The sequence below is a fragment of the Anaerobacillus sp. QJM3NY_17 genome (genome assembly GCF_056173665.1).
The window spans coordinates 3,247,716-3,265,812 of record NZ_CM149685.1; the positions used below are offsets into that span (position 1 = coordinate 3,247,716).

At 38.8% G+C, this 18,097-nt stretch carries 12 protein-coding genes; 6 read left to right on the top strand and 6 right to left on the bottom strand.

Going from position 1 to position 18,097, the window contains the following annotated elements:
* Nucleotide 1 precedes the first annotated feature (1 nt).
* From essC to AC0VYV_RS16980, 6 genes are all read left to right on the top strand, one after another.
* Nucleotides 2-4,456 carry a type VII secretion protein EssC gene (gene essC / locus AC0VYV_RS16955; protein ID WP_475372795.1) on the top strand — a complete coding sequence of 1,485 codons (4,455 nt, stop codon included), beginning with the start codon at nt 2-4 and terminating at the stop codon, nt 4,454-4,456.
* On the top strand, nt 4,453-7,500 hold the full coding sequence (gene esaA, locus AC0VYV_RS16960) for a type VII secretion protein EsaA (RefSeq protein ID WP_475372796.1): 3,048 nt from the start codon (nt 4,453-4,455) through the stop codon (nt 7,498-7,500). Before essC ends, esaA begins: the two co-directional genes overlap by 4 nt.
* Complete coding sequence (essA, locus tag AC0VYV_RS16965; RefSeq protein ID WP_475365680.1) at nt 7,490-7,969, top strand: type VII secretion protein EssA; 480 nt, start codon at nt 7,490-7,492, stop codon at nt 7,967-7,969. Before esaA ends, essA begins: the two co-directional genes overlap by 11 nt.
* Nucleotides 7,970-8,340: 371 nt before the next feature.
* The gene (locus tag AC0VYV_RS16970) at nt 8,341-9,999 is read left to right on the top strand and encodes a M4 family metallopeptidase (protein WP_475365681.1); all 1,659 of its coding nucleotides are present in this window, start codon (nt 8,341-8,343) and stop codon (nt 9,997-9,999) included.
* 301 nt (nt 10,000-10,300) lie between these two features.
* Nucleotides 10,301-10,723, top strand: coding sequence for a hypothetical protein (locus tag AC0VYV_RS16975; protein WP_430241816.1), 423 nt, complete (start codon nt 10,301-10,303; stop codon nt 10,721-10,723).
* 178 nt (nt 10,724-10,901) lie between these two features.
* Entirely contained in the window at nt 10,902-12,107 is a 1,206-nt protein-coding gene (locus tag AC0VYV_RS16980) for an aminotransferase-like domain-containing protein (protein ID WP_430241814.1), read from the top strand.
* 87 nt (nt 12,108-12,194) lie between these two features.
* Here AC0VYV_RS16980 and rpsN read toward each other — a convergent pair whose 3' ends face one another.
* The 6 genes from rpsN to AC0VYV_RS17010 form a co-directional block, all read right to left on the bottom strand.
* Nucleotides 12,195-12,464 carry a 30S ribosomal protein S14 gene (gene rpsN, locus AC0VYV_RS16985; protein ID WP_165997464.1) on the bottom strand — a complete coding sequence of 90 codons (270 nt, stop codon included), beginning with the start codon at nt 12,462-12,464 and terminating at the stop codon, nt 12,195-12,197.
* Entirely contained in the window at nt 12,465-13,655 is a 1,191-nt protein-coding gene (locus tag AC0VYV_RS16990) for a GTP-binding protein (RefSeq protein ID WP_475374002.1), read from the bottom strand.
* Between the two features lie 26 nt (nt 13,656-13,681).
* Nucleotides 13,682-14,833 (bottom strand): FAD/NAD(P)-binding protein, encoded by a 1,152-nt coding sequence (locus AC0VYV_RS16995; RefSeq protein WP_475374003.1) that lies wholly within the window; start codon nt 14,831-14,833, stop codon nt 13,682-13,684.
* A 122-nt stretch (nt 14,834-14,955) separates the two neighbouring features.
* Nucleotides 14,956-15,930, bottom strand: a complete 975-nt coding sequence (locus AC0VYV_RS17000; protein ID WP_430241809.1) for a TIGR03943 family putative permease subunit — start codon at nt 15,928-15,930, stop codon at nt 14,956-14,958.
* Between the two features lie 16 nt (nt 15,931-15,946).
* Entirely contained in the window at nt 15,947-16,954 is a 1,008-nt protein-coding gene (locus AC0VYV_RS17005; RefSeq protein WP_475367509.1) for a permease, read from the bottom strand.
* Between the two features lie 150 nt (nt 16,955-17,104).
* A complete protein-coding gene (locus tag AC0VYV_RS17010; protein WP_475374004.1) occupies nt 17,105-18,046 on the bottom strand; it encodes a CobW family GTP-binding protein in 942 nt (313 codons plus the stop codon).
* Between the last annotated feature and the right edge of the window lie 51 nt (nt 18,047-18,097).

Sequence of the window (18,097 nt, forward strand, 5' to 3'; positions counted from 1 at the left end):
AATGGAGCAATTATGGGTGTTCTTTCGTGGTACGTATCAAATGATTGAACTTGATAAGCAGTCAAACCACCCTATCACAATTGGCACTAGTATCAATCACACTTTTACTATACCCTCGTCCAATTCAGACGAGCATGTCTACTCGGTACAGCTTCATAACGAGAACTTTCATTTGCAAAAAGATGATGAAGAGAGTATTCCATTGTCTCTCAATAAGCGCTCTACTTTTGAATTAGGTTCTGAAGAAGTTGCCATCATGATAACTCCTAAAGCGAAGAAGCACATTTACTACATTGATGATCAGCAGGAAGTAACCATTTCGAGGTCCTCATCAGAGATTCAAATGAGGGCTCTTCCTGAAAAAGTTAGCCTTGTTTTAACCCGTGAGAAGAAACATTGGACAATTACAGCTACTAGTCAAACAACCGTTTATCATAATGGTTCGCTCTTACATAGTAAATCACCACTTCAAATCGGTGACATGATTTTCCTGCCGATGATGACATTGACACTAATAGCTGAGGATATGCTTGAGGTAACAAGTCCAGAGACGTTTGAAACCTCTCTCCCAGAGGCCACGATTCCGTCATCTGAAATGAAGAAAAAATACCCAAACTATCGTCGTACGCCGAGGATGATGTATGAATTACCTGAGAATAAGATTGATCTATCCTTCCCTACTCAAGAATCTGATCGGAATAATCGAAGCCTTTGGATTATTATCCTTCCTCCATTAATGATGCTTATCGTTATGGGGTTAGTAGCGATTCTTATTCCAAGAGGCATTTTCATTCTTATTTCTGTTGTTATGTTTACGACAACACTCGTTACATCGACAGTGCAATATTTTAAAGATAAAAGTCATCAAAAGAAATCAAAAGCACGTAAGAAACGGATATATAAAAGATACCTTGAGGATAAGCGACACGAACTTCATGAATTGGCTCAAAAGCAGAGAAAAGTTCTTACGTTCCACTACCCTAGCTTTGAGCGAATGAAATACTTAACCGAGCAGGTTTCTGACCGTTTATGGGAACGTAGCCTAGAGAGTCCTGACTTCCTTCAATTTCGCTTAGGAACGGGAACGGTACCAGCAAGCTATAAAATATCCGTTAATTCAGCTGACATGTCGACACGAGAAATGGATGAACTATTAGAAGAATCCCAGAACCTGAAGCGAGTATACAATGAACTGCACTCCCTTCCTATTACCGCAGACTTATTCCAGGGAGCAATTGGCCTTATCGGAAAAGAAGCAGTTGTTAAAAATGAACTGCATCAAATCATTGGACAGCTGGCCTTCTTCCATAGCTATCATGACATCCGATTTGTCTTCATCTTTAATGAAGAGGAATACGCCGAATGGGAATGGATGAAATGGTTACCGCACTTGCAAATGCCGGGATCATTTGCAAAAGGGTTTATTTATAATGAGCAAACGCGAGATCAGCTCCTCTCTTCGATCTATGAAATGATTCGAGAACGGGATCTAGAAGAAGATAAAGAAAAGCTACGATTCGCACCACATTATGTGTTTATTATTTCGAATCACAACTTAATCTCGGACCATGTCATTTTGGAGTACTTAGAAAGTGAACATACACATCTTGGTCTTTCAACTATTTTCGTTGCAGAGGCTAAAGAGAGCCTATCAGACAATATCCATACGCTGATTCGCTATATTAACAAGAGCGAAGGCGATATTCTCATTCAAGAGAAAAAAGCAGCCGAAATTTCATTCGAACTTGATCAGCACAAGCAAAGTGGTAATGAACAGTTTTCCCGAATGCTCCGCACGCTGAATCACCAGCGCGGCATAACGAATTCCATTCCTGAGAAAGTATCCTTCCTGCAAATGTTGAATATGGAAGATATTGATGAATTACCGGTTTCACATAATTGGGTGACGAATCAATCATCGAAATCACTTGCAGCACCAGTGGGACTTAAAGGGCGCCAGGATGTTGTGGAATTAAATCTTCATGAGAAAGCTCATGGTCCCCACGGATTACTTGCTGGTACAACTGGATCCGGGAAGAGTGAATTTTTACAAACATATATTCTTTCGCTAGCCGTCCACTACCATCCACATGAAGTGGCATTTCTGTTAATTGACTATAAAGGTGGAGGTATGGCACAGCCATTTAAACAAATCCCTCACTTGTTAGGGACAATTACAAATATAGAAGGTAGCGAAAATTTCAGTACGCGAGCACTCGCTTCCATAAAAAGTGAGTTAAAGAAACGACAAACCATCTTTGATCAGTATGAAGTGAGTCATATTAATGACTATACGGTTCTTTATAAAAATGGCGTAGCGGCTGTACCTATGCCTCATCTCTTTTTAATTTCTGATGAATTTGCTGAGTTAAAAACAGAAGAGCCAGAATTTATTAAAGAGCTTGTCAGTGCTGCACGAATTGGTCGAAGTCTAGGTGTGCATCTCATTCTTGCCACGCAAAAACCTGGTGGCGTAATTGATAATCAGATCTGGAGTAACGCTCGTTTCCGCGTCGCTCTAAAAGTACAAAACGTAGAGGATAGTCGTGAAATTTTAAAGAACGGTGATGCTGCATCACTAACCGTGACAGGTCGGGCATACTTACAGGTTGGGAATAATGAGGTGTACGATTTATTTCAATCGGCCTATAGCCGAGCGACATATATGGAAGACACCTCCGATATGGAAGATGAGGTTGCCTTAGTTACTGATCTTGGTCTCGTTCCTCTGTCAGAGCTATCATCATCAAAAGAAAGTAAGAAAAAGAAGCAAAGTGAAATCGAAGTAATTGTAGATAAAATCGTAGATGTCCAGCAGGAACTTGGACTCAGTAGATTGCCGAGTCCATGGCTTCCACCACTCGAAAAGCGATTGTATCGTCATGATTTTGAATCAGATAAGAAGAAAATCGCCTTTGCCCTGCTGGATGAACCTGAAAAACAAGCACAATCTCCATACGATTATGAATTAATTAAGGATGGCAATGTTGGCATATTTGGCTCATCAGGTTTTGGGAAGACGCAAACCATCTTAACGTTACTTATGAGCATCGCATCAACAAACACGCCGGAAGAAGCGCAATTTTATATACTTGATTTCGGTAACGGTGGTTTATTATCCATTAAGAACTTGCCTCATACGGGAGATTATTTCTTAATAGATGAGGAACGCAAACTAAACAAATTGTTGAAGTTCATTCAGGAAGAATTTACGAAGCGTAAACGACTCTTTCAGCGTGAAGAAGTGAGCTCCATTACGATGTACAATCGTCTAAATGACAAACCTCTTCCTCTTCTCTTTATTACGATCGATAACTATGATCTCGTAAAAGAAGAACTGATGGACCTTGATCCGATCTTCACTCAGTTTGCGCGAGACGGACAGTCGCTCGGTATTTATATGATCTTGAGCGCTACGCGTTTGAACTCGGTTCGTCAGGCACTGATGAATAACCTTAAAACAAAAATTGTCCATTATTTATTAGATAACTCAGAAGCTTACACCGTTCTTGGAAGAATCCCCTTTGCTCCAGAAGCAGTACCGGGTAGAGCCATAATGAAGAAGGAGAAAACACACTTCGGTCAAATAGTGCTACCAACTAGAGGGGAAGATGACTATGAACAGCTAGCTTCATTGAAAGAAGAAGTCCAAATGCTACAAGACAAATACCGTGATGTGAGCAAGCCTGAAGCTATTCCAATGCTACCGACTGATCTTACGTTAAAGACGTTCCATACGTACATTCCAGCTTCGGAATCAAAGAAAACTTATCCGATTGGATTGCATGAAGAAACAGTTAAGCCTGTTTTCCTTTCCTTTGCGCAGACTTCCCATTGTCTTGTACTTGGACAGGCCCAGAAAGGTAAAACCAATATCATGCGTCTTCTTACGCAGCAAGCGTTACAGCAAGAAGGTGATCATATTGCTATATTTGATTCAATCGATCGCGGACTTTTTCATCTAAAAGACGAAGTAAACACGACTTATTTAGAAACAAAAGAACAAATCGAAGAATGGATTGAACAAGTGACAACTGAATTCAAGTCACGTGCAATCACCTATCATGAGAGTATGAATAATGGCCAAACACTTGCTGAATTCTCAAGAGTTTTCCTCTTTATTGATGGATATGGACGATTTTCCCAAACTCTCGGAAACCTCCTTCAGGATCGAATGACCGCATTAATGAAAAACTATAGCCACCTCGGCTTAAGTATTATCGCATCTGGCAGTAGCAATGAACTAACGAAAGGATACGATCCGCTTACGGTCGAATTAAAGCAAATTCGTCAAATTATACTATTAATGAAGAAATCCGATCAAACGCTCATTAATCTACCTTTTGACCGGAAAGAACCCGATATTAAAGCCGGATTTGCTTATTACGTTCAAAGCGAACAAGCGCAAAAAATCCAGGTTCCACTTGTCCAAATAGAAAGGAAGGTACATGCGTGAAAGAGAAGAAAAGCATCCTTAAACTCATTCTCGTAACAGCGATCATTTTAGTTCTTCCACTCATATACTTTACTTCCATTGGAGAAAATCCAATGAAGAAGAAAGAGAGCGCAACGAAAACCATCGCTGTTATTAATGAAGATACGGGAACAGAAGAAGACGAGGAAGTAGTGAAGTTCGGAAATGACGTCCCTCCCATTCTTAAATCTGAATCAAAATACAATTGGGAAGTCGTTGGACGTAGTGCCGGAGAAAATGGACTAAACAATCAAAAGTATGATGCCATAGTGTACATCCCGTCAACATTCTCTGAGAAGATTCTAACTTATGATGAAAACCAACCTGAACAAACAAAACTAGAATACACGGTTCAGAATCAACTAAATGCCATCAATAAAGAGAAAGTTTTGCTTGAACTTGAGCAAGCAACAAATCGCGTTAATACGAAGATGTCTTCTCTTTATTGGAACTATGTATCAAACGATCTCGTCAACATCCAACAAGAGTTTGATCAAATTGTAGAGAAAGAGAAAGCATTCCAGCAAACAATGCTCTCCTTCTATACACCAAGCTCCAAAGACCTTGCTGAGCAAATGGAGCAGCAAGTGTCGATGCTTGCCAATCTTCAATCAACGTCAGAAAATGCTGAGGAACGAGCAGCAGATCAAACAAATACGATGGAAGATTTTCAAGAAAATCTAGCAAACTTTGTTACTTATACGAATGACTATCGTGAGTATCAGCAGAAACAACAAGAAGTTCTTGAACAAATTCAAGCTGATTCAGTCGATTCGATTTCACAGGCAACTGAAATGCCTCAACCGATGTTTATGAACAACAAAGAATTGTTCGAAGGTAAATCTGAGAGCGTTCTTGAAAACATGTCTCAGGTAGAAAATCAGATGATGCAGCAGCAAGAAATGTTTGCTGGTTTAAAAGAACTTCGGTATGACCAGGTTGAGCGCCAGGTTAACGATTTCTATACGCTACAAGAGCGAATTCTTAATTACTATCAGCAGCTAAAAGACTCCATGGTTTTAAATGAACTAGAAGGAGAAATCGCCACGCTTAGTAATAAGCTCGGTGATGGAGATGAGATTGTCATTCCCGATGACCCTGAACTACCTGAGGTCCCTGAAGATCCAGAAGAACCCGTTGATCCGGAAGAGCCAGGTGAAGAAGAAGATCCAATGGAAGACCTTACGAAACTTCTAAAGAGCTTACAGGATGAAGAGCCTCCTGTGATCGATGAAGATGGAGAAACAAATGGTCCAACTCCAGTTGATTTAAGTGCAGAACGCAATGAGTTGTTAGCCATCGCACAGGAAATTGTGACGCTACAGGAAACGTTGATTGCGCTCGAGGAACCAAAAGTAGAAGATCTTCAAACCGCATCGACAACGTTATTAACGCTCAACGATCGGATAAAGCAAACCGAGCAGCAACTTTTAGCCAAAGAAGGCGGCGACAAACCACTTGACGGCGAATTGGAAGAGCTAAAGAAGCTTATCGATACGCTAACTGAAGAGAATAAAAGTTTACTTGTACAAATTGAAGAGTTAACAAAGGAAGTTGAAAAGCTAACAAAAGAAAACGAAACGCTCTCTTCTCAAAAAGAAACGTTAATGGAACAGGTTGATGTATTAAAAGAGTCAAATACCGAGTTAAAAGACTTGCTAGTAATGGTATCTGATAAGATTTATCGTATTTCATCCGGCATTAATGAAAAAGAAAATGCGATTCTAGCATCACCTGCTCTATCACAAGCTAGAAAAGATACGCTATCCGTCTTTTTCCAACGTCCGATCAAAGGTACGAATTTGACGGATGTTCTTCAGTACTATGCATACCTGGATCGATATGAAGCAACGCTAAATAGTATGCTTTCTAAAAACAACGTGAAAGAAACCGTTCTACAGGACAATGACCTTCGTGAAGAAGTGAATAGCATGTTAGAACTAACCAACAAAGAAGAAGGCCAATGGGACGCGGTTGGAACTCAAGTACCAAAAACGAGCGACGCCCTGACGACGTTACAAGATGATTTCACTGTCTTTTTAGCGGACTACAAAAACGTTCTCGACACACAGCAAGCGAAGTTACTCGAAAGCTTGAATGGAATTGAAGAAGAAGCAGATAACGTTCTAAACCAGATGCAACAAGCTCAGCAACAAACCCCTGATGAAACTACGCAGGGTACGCAAGTTATGAGCAATCATGATCAAGTTAAAAGTCAGATGGGTTCTTTGTATGATTGGGTGGATTCAATTGAAGATAGCCAATCCGAAATTCTTACCTACACTGATGAACTCCAGTCTCGAGTGGCTGAAGTGCAAACAGACGCTAACACACTTAATAATAAGTGGGACACGAATGTTGCTTCAACCCTTATGATTCGTGATGATGTCTTTAACGTCATGGGGAATGCGTTTGTAGATGGTCGATCAAATGATTACGTCTATGATTTCCTAGCTACTCCAATTGACGTCACCGGTAGCGTCTTTACAGATAAGAAAGATACGAATCTTCCACCTGTTGTGATTTTATTCATTATTCTCTTAAGCAGCTTATTGATTGGTTATGCAAGCTACTACTTCCAACATGGTCCGTGGTGGTTGCAAAGTATCTTATTCTTAATGCTGACAAGTATCGTTGGTCTCGTTATAAGTCTCTACAGCTTATCGATTTACCCTTTAGGAAACGATCGTTCAATGGAATGGACAATCTTTACGATCTTACTTTTATTAAGCTGTGCAGCGTTAATTCGCGTTGCCTTTATGGGACATCATTTATTAGGATGGCTAGTCACAGTTGGCCTCGTTGCCCTGTTTGTGACACCTTTACTTGCACTTTCGACACCGAACTTTAGCTTTACTGATCCAATGTCTCGCGTGTATATGTCTATACAGAACAGTACACAAACGCTCTTTACTGAAGGTGCGATGATTTTAACCGCTATTTTAATTGTCCTGATCATTATTCAATATGCTTTAAACAAACGGTCATGGACACAAACTAAAGAGGATGAGGCTCATGAAGCCTAAAATTATCTGTCTTATTACAACGATCTTTCTCTGCTGTCACCTTGTTCCAGTGGCAGTAGAAGCAAATACGGACATAAACGAGTTATTACCGAATGAATATCAAAAAAACAAGTTCAAGAAAAACACTGACTTGATCCATGATTCTTCAAACTCGAAGGAAATGGAAGAGATTTCTGAAGATCAGAAGACGATTTCATTTAACGAGAAAAAAGTTTTTAACCCTGAGAATACCCTAAGTGAATTATTTCTTTCCATGAGTAAAGAAAATAGCACAATTAAAGATAAAGCGGAGAATTTAAACCTTTTCTCTGAGACGGAGACAGCAGCTTTTAAATCGATTAACGAAGAAGATACAGAAACAACGTCATCCTCTTTTCAACTACTGATTGGTATTTTAATTGGTGTGTGCCTCATCGTTCTAATCATGGTGTTAGTGATTTATAATCGATTGTCGTCTTCGAAAAGCTAATCGCTCATCAAAAAAGCTACGGTCCATTTCCTGGACCGTAGCTTTTTAATTTCAAGTATCTAATAGATGGAATCGCCATAGAACCAGAAAAATCATTTTCACTTTTTAGTGGTAAATAACATTTTCTTGAGAAAACAACATCCACTCACATCCTTTCTACTTTTTACCTATTTTTAACCTTCTACTTAAACTTCTCCATTCCCGTTTCACTTTAAAAATTGAGATTAATGAAGTTGCTAAACGTTTATTAATAGTTCTATATAACCATTATTTCTAACTATTCTATATTTTAAGATAATTACAAGGCCTCATGAGAGAAGTTCAATTCCACCTTATAATTGTAAATAGATTACATATTAGGAGGAATTTATTTGAGAAAAAAGTTTATTGCCCCCCTTGTTATGACGACTGCCTTAATAACTGCATCGCTCCCTTATAATAATGTTCTAGCCGTCCAGCCTGATCATCAAGTGGAGAACCAGATAGTTAAGCAATGGAACGAAAAAGCGAACGTTCCGCTATTCGTGAAAGAGAAGCAAGCAGTTAAACGTTCTTCTACTTCTGCTGAAGATGCTCTAAACTACTTGCAACAAAATAAAGAAAAAGTTAATATCAAAAATCCAAAAGCAGACCTAAAAAAGAACAATTCCGCCAAGGATGAACTTGGAATGACTCACGTCAGGTTTAATCAAACAAAGAACGGCGTCCCCGTCGAAGGGGCTGAGATTATTGTTCACTACAATATGGATAATGAAATCACTGTCGTAAACGGAGCTTATAATGAAGATATCGAAGCAAGTAAGCTCGATACTAAACCTACCCTTTCTTCAGAAGAAGCATTGCAAGTCGCAAAATCTTCTACTCATGCTCCTTCTACATTAGATCAAGTTCCAACATCCGAGTTAGTTGTATATCCATTTGAAGGAAAAAATCACCTCACCTACAAAGTGAATGTGAACTTCTTAGGTGATGAGCCTGGTAACTGGTATGTTTTTGTTGATGCTACGTCTGGTAAAGTTGTGGATCAATATAACGCCATCATGGACGCAGGTCATTTTAAAACCCAAACCGGGACTGGTACCGGGGTACTCGGCGATCATCGTCTTCTCCACGTGACAAAAAGCAAAGGTGAAAAAGAAGGCACCGTTTTTCAACTAGCTGATTACAGTCACGAAGGATTAGATGGGATCATCACCTATGATTACTCAAAAAATTATCTTGAATTGTTTTCAAACAAAAGCGCGGCGTTTAAATCTGAATTTGCAGAACCTGCTGTTGATGCTCACTATAATTCGGAACAAGTGTATGACTATTACTTAAGTGAGCATGGACGGAACTCTCTCGATGATAACGGCATGCAGATCCAATCAGTCGTTCATTACGGAGATAATTACAACAATGCTTTCTGGAATGGGACTTACATGGTATATGGAGATGGCGATGGTGAATTCTTCATCCCTCTTGCTGCTAGCCTGGATGTAGCAGCACATGAAATGACTCACGGGGTCACATCTAATTCAGCTAACCTCATCTATCGTTTTCAATCCGGCGCTTTGAATGAATCCTTCTCGGATATTTTCGGCGCATTAATTGATGACTCAGACTGGGAGATCGGGGAAGACATTATGGCACCTGCTGCCGTTGCAGATGGACGCACTTCTCTTAGAAGCTTAAGTAATCCTAGTAAATACCCTGTTGGTGCTGCTTATGTTGCTTATGGAAACGGCGAAGGAATGTATCCATCCCATATGGATGAATTTTACGACCTTCCAGCTAACTTAGATAACGGCGGTGTTCACATCAACTCTTCGATTATTAATCACGCTGCTTACCTAACCGCTCAAGACATTGGCCGTGAGAAGCTTGGACAAATCTATTATCGTGCTTTGACTCAATACCTCACACCTAACTCCGACTTCAGTGATGCTCGACAAGCTATCGTGCAATCTGCTATTGACCTTTACGGTGAAGGTAGCGCTGAAGTGGTGGCTGCTGCAGGTGGATTTGATTCGGTGGGGATTATGGAGTAAAACAGATCAATAGAAATAAGCATGAAGCGAACTGGCTTCATGCTTATTTCTATTTCTTTCATCTTATTTAGAGACTATTAATGAATTATCCAATAAAAAATAGTTTCATAAGCTTCCTTACTATAAGCTGCTTTCTTCATAATGGAGACGAAACTACACTCACCGACAGAAATTATTTCACACTTGTAAGTTAACTAGTATTTATGGAATAATTTTATAGATAAGAAAACAAAAAGGAATAATTAAACCTCGTTAGTTGCTAGCTTATGTCTTGAAAACAATCTTTGGGAGAGTTCTACTTATGACCTTTATCTTTAGGACTTTATCATCCTTTCTTTCAGCCTTTACTGTGTCACTTATCATACACACTTTAATGTATCTATTTGACAATACTATTGAGAGTGCATTCCATCTCTCAGATGCGATGCTTAATGCCTATCTAATGCTTCCATTTTTCATTTTGATTGGTGTACCGATCTCTATCTTTATTGATTGGTATTTAACTAGAAAGGAAAGGAGCCTTTATCGGTATCATTTTCTCGCTTATACACTCGCAGGAATAATACTTTCTTCTATTTTGCCTATTATTTTCGATAGTGGCAGAGTAGTTGAGTGGCTTGCTACCTTTAGTATTCTCATTGGATGTTCGCTGATTTATTTTCATTACCTGTTACTGCTAAAGAAATGGCTTAAGTTCTATAAGAGTATACCGCTCAAATCCTAACTCAATTTCTGAAGTCAGAACTTGAGTTTTTTATTTTAATTTAATTTGGTATTTCAACTTTGTTTTATTGAATCTAACCATATTGCTAGCTTTAAACAAAACACACTAGCCTTTCAACGCATTAAAATGCTATAATGACAATATTTTAAATATTAAAACAAAGGAAGGCGTTTTGGTCATGAGGTACGGATTTGCTAAGAGAGTGCAGCATCTTCAATCATCTGCAGTGCGCGATATTTTAAAAATCACGAATAAAGGAGATGTCATTTCGTTTGCGGGAGGTTTACCAGACGACGAACTTTTTCCTGTAGAGGCAGTACAAGATGCATTTTCGAAAACATTTCAGTCAGGAGGAAAGGCTTTTCAATACGATGCCACAGAGGGATATGCTCCACTTCGAGAGGTACTTGTTGATCGCATGGACAAGAAGGGCATCGCTTCACGCGTGGATGATATTATGCTTACCACTGGTTCACAACAAGCAATCGACTTATTTGCGCGGGTAATGTTTAACCCCGGAGATATTGTTCTAACAGAAAACCCAACTTATCTTGCAGCAGTACAGGTTTTTCAATCGTATGAAGTGAAAATTATCCCTGTTGATTCGGATGAGCATGGAATGGTACCAGAGGATCTTGATTATAAAATGAAAAAGTATATGCCGAAGTGTGTGTACGTTGTCCCAACCTTCTCAAATCCGATGGGAAAAGTTTGGTCACTTGAACGACGACAACACCTACTTGATACAGCAATAAAAAAGAAAGTGATTATTTTTGAAGATGATCCGTATGGAGAAATCAAGTTCGATGGAACAAAAACATATACTCCTATATCTGCGTTAGACGATGGATCGCACACAGTCTATACGAGTACCTTTTCTAAAACCGTTGTTCCTGCGTTACGAACAGGTTGGATCAAAGGACCTCATCAAATCATCCGCATTATGGCACAAGCAAAGCAAGCGGCTGATTTGCATTCAAACTCTCTTGCTCACCAAGCACTCTATCACCTTTGCTCCGACTTTGATTTGAACGGTCACATTCAAAACCTCAGGAGTACATATTTTGAACGAATGAAGGTCATGCAACGATTGCTTGATCAAGCTGATCTACCTGGACTTTCTTATACGGTTCCTAAAGGCGGCATGTTCTTTTGGGTAGAACTACCAGAAGGAATTGATACGACGCTTTTATTAAATACGGCTGTAAAAAAAGGTGCGGCTTATGTACCAGGAGCTCCTTTCTATGTTTCAGATCCGAAGAAAAATACAATGCGTCTCAATTTCACTCATTCCACTCAGGATAAAATAGAGAAAGGAATGGAAATTCTAGTAGACGTCTTTCAAGGGGCAGCTGAATTGGATTTAAAAAAGATCCATCAGTAGGTATTCTATCTTTTTTTAGCTTTGTTTAAACGGAAGTGACCTCCTAATCATAAGAGGTCACTTGTATTTTACACCCATTTCACCTTTTTACCAGCTAGATTTTTTCACGCCAGGAATTTGTCCTTTATGAGCATACTCACGAAAAGCAATTCGGGACATCTTGAACTTTCTTAAATATGCTCTCGGTCTCCCTGTTACTTCACAACGATTTGTAAGACGAGTTGGTGAAGAATCACGAGGCAGCTTACGCAATGCTTCATAATCTCCTTTTTCTTTTAACTCTTTTCGAATCTGAGCGTATTGCTGAACGAGCTTCTGACGTTTCTTTTCTTTAGCTACTTTAGATTTTTTAGCCATCTAACTCTTCCTCTCTTCGTGGTATTTTGGTAAATCGTCAGAGAATGTCGACCAATCTTCCTCCATCTCATGATCAGTCAATAGACAACAATCAAGCGACTGTTCGATTTGCTCCTGGTCCAAATGAAGACCAATCATCACAAGTTCCGTAATGCGATCGCCGTGAAGATCATCCCAGTGTTCTAGTAGTTCAGGAGCTTCATCAATCGTCTGTCTTTGCTCTTCAATCGAATAGGTTGCAACCCAGTTTCCAGCCGCTTCAATACTAAGGGATGGACCTGCTTGAGACAATAATCCCGTTACGTTATTTCGAGAAGCAAGCCAGAAGAATCCCTTTGCGCGCACAATTTCGTCTGGCCATTGTTCAAGCCAAGATAGCCACCTTCCAGGATGAAATGGGCGCTTCCTCCGATAGACAAAAGAAGATATACCGTATTCTTCAGTTTCGGGAATATGTTCATTATTAAGTTCTTTGATCCATCCAGCACTCTGACTTGCAGCTTCAAAGTTGAATAACTTTGTGTTGAGCACTTGATCAAGAGAAAGATTGGCATGAGTTGTTGGTATAATAATGGCATCAGGATTAAGTGTACTTAAGACGGATACTAATTTTCCTATCGCTGTTTTATTCATTAAATCTGTTTTATTAAGCAATAGAACATTCGCAAATTCAATTTGATCAATTAATAGATCCACCACTTCACGCTGGTCATCCTCTGACGATTCTTCCTCACGATCTATTAAGGTTTCTCCTGATTTATAGTCATGCCAGAATCGATTACCATCAACGACGGTAACCATTGTATCTAACCTGCACAAGCGACTAAGGTCAATGCCTAACGCTTCGTCCATGTATGTAAAGGTTTGAGCTACGGGAACCGGTTCCGAAATGCCTGTTGATTCAATAACCAGATAATCAATCTCTCCTCCTTCCACCAATTCTTTTACTTCAATCATCAAATCTTCCCTTAACGTACAACAGATACATCCATTATGAAGTTCCACCAACTTTTCATCAGTTCTAGCAAAACCACTTTTAATTAGTTCAGCATCAATATTAATTTCACTCATATCGTTGACGATCACAGCAATCCGGCGCTTCTCTCTATTTGCAAGAATATGATTTAACAACGTCGTTTTACCAGATCCCAAATATCCACTTAACACTGTCACTGGGACTTTATTGGTCATACTTTCCATTCTCCAAATCAAAATTATTACGATTTAAACCGTGAACTTTTCATAATCCGTTCTGTTGCTTTTCTCGCTCCAATAATATTGCGCGAAGCTGGACCAATCTCAAGCTCCGCAAGAGGCCCCATGACAAATAGGTGTGGGCACCATTCCAGGCTTTCTTCCACAATTGGATAACCGCAATTAGCACACGTAAGGTCTTCTTTAGCGATTAATTGAAGAAGCCAACGTTGATTTGTTATCGCTCGTTCAAACCCTGTAGCAAAGAGAACAGTGGCTGGTCGATAAACGATTGATTCTTTTGTCATTAAAATATTGGATTCACATGAAACAGTTTGAATTTCACTTTGGACAATCGATAATTTTCCTTGCTTTTTTAAGTGATGCAAACGACTGTAAAGTTCGGAAGGAATGGAGCCAATATGTCTTGCTTGGTGAATCATCTTTCTTCTAATATCATAGTTCTTAACCTGTGAATAAGCGTCCAAATATTTAGGTCCAAGCCACCCAGGATCGCTGTCAAAGTTATGTACACGAAATGGATGACGAGACATTAATGTAACTTCCCCAGGAAACCGATGAGATAGACCAATAGCTGTATGGACTGCCGTAATTCCTCCTCCAATAATCAAAAAAGGTGGCTTTATGTTGTCCATGTTTAGTTCAGCATCAAAAATGTGATATCCATTATTCCATTCAGTTGCCCATGGCGGATAGTTCAGTTCATTATTACCAATCGCGATAACACTATTTCTTGTATAATAAATGCAGTGATCTTCCGTTTCAATTTCCCAAAATGGTCCTTGTTTCTTCATTTGCTTCACCTTCGTTTGACACCAACTATCTTGTACGCAAGCTTCTTCAAAAACGGAGGCTGCATGTTGATTAAAGAGATCTAATGAGGGGCGATCATAATAACCGTAAAAAGGGTTTTCATAGTTAATCTTTTTCGCATATTTGTCTAAACTGAAAGGAGCCACATCAATGTGGTGAACAGAAGGCGACCGAAGAAACGGCATCTGAATGCGCTCGGTTCTCTCCTTCCACCTTTCAAGCGGTCCGGAATGAGGATCAATAATTAAGATCTCTTCTTTTTTAACTTTACCGCTATTCAAAAGGGAGGTTGCGATCATACAACCATGAATACCTCCACCTATAATTATCCATTCATACATAAGAGCACCTCTTAAATCGTAACTATTACGATTTGTATTGTATACTAGATGAATTTATATTGCAATCTCTCATTCCAAATTGATTTTATATATGAAAGAAAAGAAAGGGATATGCTCCCTTTCTAAAATGGATAAACATATGGGTCTTTAGGGGCCTCAATTTGCTTCATTTCATCTGGTAGTAAAAGCATCATTTCTTGACCGTTATAAGATGTGTTCGAAATTGTTCCAGTTACCTCGACCCATGTATCTTCTTCAATGGAATGAACTTGATCACTTTCAATTAAAGTTCCATAGACACTTGCATCTGCCACGCAACAGTTCATACCAAATCTAGCGACAACGATTTGCTTTTCGTTAAAATCGGGTTCACGGTACACAAAACCTTTAATCGTCAATTTTTTCCCAATGAATTGCTCCAAATTCAAATCGATTGTTGTAATCACATCGAGGTAATTTTTATTCGTTATTTGAATGTGGTCCATTTTTGAATATTTTGCTGCAAGCTCATCGTATTTATTATAATCAGCAGAATAGCCCGAAGAGGTGTTTGAAGCAGGAGATTTAGCTGCTTCATTCTTCACTCGCTCATCCATTTCCTCCATGTAAGCTTCTGGATCTTCCAGAAATTTATCCACGTCTTGTGTATTTGTATCTGACGGATCTTCTGACAAAGCTGCCGAGCTATCTGGTGGTTTTGTATACAACCCTCCCCCATATTGAATGCCTCTATTTGCCGCTACTGTACTATCGATTACTTTTTGAGGAAGCCCTAATCCTCCTAGAACAGGAAGGATAAATAACAGATAAATAATCGTTTTACGCACAAATGACCCTTTCATATGATGATCTGCACCACAGTTACATTCAATCTCCTCCGCCAGGTTTGAGGACATACTTTTAAAAAATTGAATAATTCCTATTAAAAAGAAGCAGCCACCTGCAAAATAAACAAACGGAAGCATTTTCGGAGCAACATAAAGAAGGATCGTTTCACTCAGAACTAGCTTGATGATTAATAAGAAAAAACCCATTAAGATAATACTTCTTAAAAACATATGAAACTGCAGTGAAGCTGTCGACTTACTCTCGTCCAAACCCATTCCTCCTCTCTTAATTTAAAAAACCGCTTACCACTAATACAGAACAAAATGTAACTACCGTTATGGTTAACATAAGAACTAAGACAAACTTTGTCTTAAAGTATGCGAAATACAACAGCATATTTTTCAAATCAAGCATCGGTCCGTAGACTAGGAAAGCAAGTAAAGACGTACTAGAAAACTGATTCGAAAAGGAAGCTGCTACAAAAGCATCTGCTTCTGAACAGAGAGATAAAATAAACGCTAGCCCCATCATAACGCCCGTTGATTCTGCTTCATTTGTAATAAATGAAGCAAGGAGGTTGCGGTCAAGAAACCCATTGACCACACTGGCTAAAAACGCACCAATGATGAGGTATTTCCCCATATCGAAGAATTCATCGCTAGCATGATAGAACGTTTGCTTCCACTTATTTCTTTTCATCGTAGTTATGGTTCTTGTCTCTCCAATAAGTTCTTCCTTTGTCCATCTTAATTGATTTGTAGTACCGAAAATCCGGAACATCACAAAACCAATAATGATGGATAAGACAAAGCCCAATCCCATTCTGAAATAAAGTACAGTAAGATCCTGTTGAAAGGCATAGTATGTAGATGCGGCTACGATTGGATTTAGAATAGGTGCAGCCATTAATAGGACAACACCGAATTGAAGCGGCATCCCTTTTTTAATTAACCTTCTTACCACTGGAATAATGGCGCATTCACAAACAGGAAAAACAGCACCAAGTAGCGCTGCAGAAATCAAGCCTAGATACGCGTGTTTCGGTAACACTTTCTGAAGAGTTTCTTCAGAAACAAACGATTGAATCAGCGCAGATACAAACACACCTATAAGAACAAACGGGATCGCTTCTAATAAAATACTAATAAAAATAGCATTTACATTTAACCATTCACTAGGGAAATCAAACTGAAAATACTGAAGAACTTGTGTATTAAATAAAAATAAGATAACAAAGATTAAAAACAATAGGATTCCTATAAAATCCTTTATACTATTGCTTACAGTATGAATCATACATCCACCTCCATACCACCTTATATTTGTCTTATAAGACTTTTCCTCTCACTTTGCAAATCATAATTGATTCGATTTAGAATCTATTAGTGCTTCTATTATTCTATGTCCATCCAGATCACTCATGACCATTTAATGAAATGAACTTCATTCAGACATGCTTGAATGAAAATTCCGGTTTAACTTTTCTTCGTTTAAAGAATCTCCTATGAGTATCATAATCGGGTTCATTTCTTCTCCAACAGTTTGTAAGAGTCTTAGCTCTCCAGAGGCAAATTGAAAATGATAGTTCATATGCTCACCTTTAAATCGAACAATACCTTTCCCTCTCAAAACTTCCAATGGTAACTCAGTAATCCATTTTTCGAAAAGTAGTCGATCTACTTCCGCAAACCCATCAATCTGAATACTTCGAAGTGAAGAGTGGTTGTGACGATGTCCAACATCTCTGTGATTCTCATTCGTTATAGGAGTACGAAGACCATATCTTTTTTTAAATAATTCGGTTTCTGTAATGTTTCCAAAAGCTGTTCTAAAAACAGGAATATCTTCTTTCAACATACCACTCACTTTCTTATATATTTTCATTATAGAAGATTCTGTTATTAAATCCTCTTTATTAAGAATCACCAAATTCGCACAGGAAATCTGTTGTTTTAATAACTTACGAATTTCTTTACTACTTGTAAAGAAGTGTTGGTGTTCAAGAAAATGACTTCCATCTACAACCGTTATCATCGAGTTCAACTCATAAATCCGGGTAAATTCTGGAGTCGTTAATGCCGCTTCTATATCGATTGGATTGGCAACCCCCGTTCCTTCTATTAACAATACATCAATATCTTCTTCGCTAAATGACCGTAGTGTTTCGTTTAAATCATCCTGAATCGAGCAACAAATGCATCCATTTAATAATGTCTTTACGTTCTGTTCCTTAAAGTACGTTTCCTCCACATTCTTTGTACCTAACTCATTAAGAATAATGCCTGTTTTCATCCCTTCCTTTCTACATTTTTCTATCATACTTAGAAGTACAGTTGTCTTCCCGCTTCCAAGAAAGCCACTAATCAAATAAACTGGTACTTTCATGTTTCATTTTCCTCCCTATCCATTCGACTCTAAAATATCTTAACACAAAAC